This window comes from Pseudomonas sp. BS-2016 (assembly GCF_001806145.1).
Lineage (GTDB): Bacteria > Pseudomonadota > Gammaproteobacteria > Pseudomonadales > Pseudomonadaceae > Aquipseudomonas > Aquipseudomonas lundensis.
This window is the reverse complement of the sequence record NZ_MLCT01000017.1, coordinates 1-2,002: the sequence shown is the minus strand read 5'-3', so window position 1 is coordinate 2,002 and position 2,002 is coordinate 1. Positions and strand designations below refer to the sequence as shown.

2 protein-coding genes and 1 pseudogene are annotated in these 2,002 nt (G+C 52.8%); all 3 read left to right on the top strand.

Annotated features, from left to right (window positions below; all coding sequences use genetic code 11):
• Positions 1–789: hypothetical protein (locus tag BKD70_RS24165; RefSeq protein WP_371913984.1), on the top strand; the 789-nt coding region annotated here is incomplete at its 5' end.
• A gap of 12 nt (positions 790–801) precedes the next feature.
• Positions 802–1,638 (top strand): hypothetical protein, encoded by an 837-nt coding sequence (locus tag BKD70_RS08740; protein ID WP_256542503.1) that lies wholly within the window; start codon positions 802–804, stop codon positions 1,636–1,638.
• 111 nt (positions 1,639–1,749) lie between these two features.
• Positions 1,750–2,002, top strand: a pseudogene (locus BKD70_RS08735) (hypothetical protein); the annotation flags it as partial.

Genomic DNA, 2,002 nt, shown 5'->3' with positions numbered 1-2,002 from the left:
TGCGATTGGAACGTGCGAATACCCGCCATCAACTGGGTGCAAACAGCGTGCCTGGGCGCTTTGGCTTTGGTGATGTCGGGCTGTTCCATGACCCCACCCAAAACCTTCACCTTTCAGGCTGACGTGCCTGAAAACTTTACGGTGACGGGCACAGGCAATTACATACCTGCGCCCGGAGAAACCTGCACGGGCCGATCCGGCAAACCGTTCCGCGTCGGTCGTCTGCACTTCAAGCCGGACCAGCCAAAAACGGCCCACCAAGTTGAATTTAAAGTGCCACTGACCGACAACGAACATGGTTGCTCGTCAGTGCTTCACAGTTTGAAGCTGACTATTGAGGGGCGGTGGGGGCCAGGCAGAGAGCATACTTCACAAGAATCTGCCAACTTCTCTATTTCAGATGAAACCTCGCAACAAGCCTCTACGCCTCAAGTGTTTGAAGGGCAATGCCAGTGGTTATTCAGAACTATGGGCCCATATCGCTACATCGTAAAAATCCCGATGTGCAGAGCCTTGAATGCAAACGGCGACATGGAAAAACGCATGATCTGCGGCCGCTTGCATCGCGATCAATTGGCGGACTCGACAGTCCGGTTAGTGTTAAGTGTGTCAAAGGAGGAGGAGCCTTATTTCAATCGCTACTGGATTAAGACAGCCGCTGGATGGAAACCTTGTAAAGGAAATTGGGGGCGGGATATAGAAGAATTGTGCGTAAGTCCCCCGCAATTTAAAAACTTCAAAATGCCCGACGGTCGCGATTGCACTGTTTATCCCAACTGCACTGAGTAAGAACAATAAACAATGAAAACACGTCTAAACATTTGCGATTGGAACGTGCGAATACCCGCCATCAACTGGGTGCAAACAGCGTGCCTGGGCGCTTTCGCTTTGTTGATCTCGGGTTGCTCATTGAACCCACCCAAAACCTTCACCTTTCAGGCTCACGTACCTGAGAACTTCACGGTGACCGGCACTGCCAACTACAAACCCGCGCCCGGTGAGACCTGCATCGCCCCCTCCGGCGAAGCGTTCACGACAGGCAGCCTGTTTTTCAAGCCGGAGCAACCCAAAACAGCCCATCAAGTTGAGTTCAAAGTCCCACTGACCGACGACGACCATGGCTGCTCGATGGTACTGCGAGGGCTGAAGCTGATGATTGAAGGACAGTGGGGCAAACGTGAACTGGACATGAGTTTGGCGTCTGCCGGTTTCTCCGTCAGTGATGAGCCCTCAGCGCTGCCCCCCGCCACGTCAACACCACAGACCCAGATCTTTAACGGGCAATGTCAGTGGCTGTTTCGCACGGTCGGCCCTAAGCGTTTTATCAGGAAAATACTTAAATGCAGGGCCCTCGATGCGAAAGGCGAAATACAAAAACGCATGATCGGCGGCCGCTTGCACCGCGATCAATTGGCGGACTCGACGGTCAAGTTGGTGTTGTCTGTGGCGAAGGAAGAAGAACCAGCAGTTGGAGATAACTGGGTTAAGTTTCCTCAGGGATGGAAACGCTGTATGGGAGAAGATCTTGACGATAGGGATGCCTTCTGCTTTGGGAACACCACCGACTTCAAAAATTTCAAAATGCCTGACGGTCGCGATTGCACTGTTTATCCCAACTGCACTGAGCAAGAACAATAAACAATGAAAACACGTCTAAACATTTGCGATGGGAACGTGCGAATACTCGTCATCAACTGGGTGCAAACAGTGTGCCTGGGCGCTTTCGCTTTGTTGATCTCGGGTTGCTCAATGACCCCACCCAAAACCTTCACCTTTCAGGCTGACGTGCCTGAGAACTTCACGGTGACCGGCACTGCCAACTACAAACCCGCGCCCGGTGAAACCTGCATCCCCCCCTCCGGCGAAGCGTTCACGACAGGCAGCCTTTTCTTCAAGCCGGAGCAACCCAAAACAGCCCATCAAGTTGAGTTCAAAGTCCCACTGACCGACGACGACCATGGCTGCTCGATGGTACTGCGAGGGCTGAAGCTGATGATTGAAG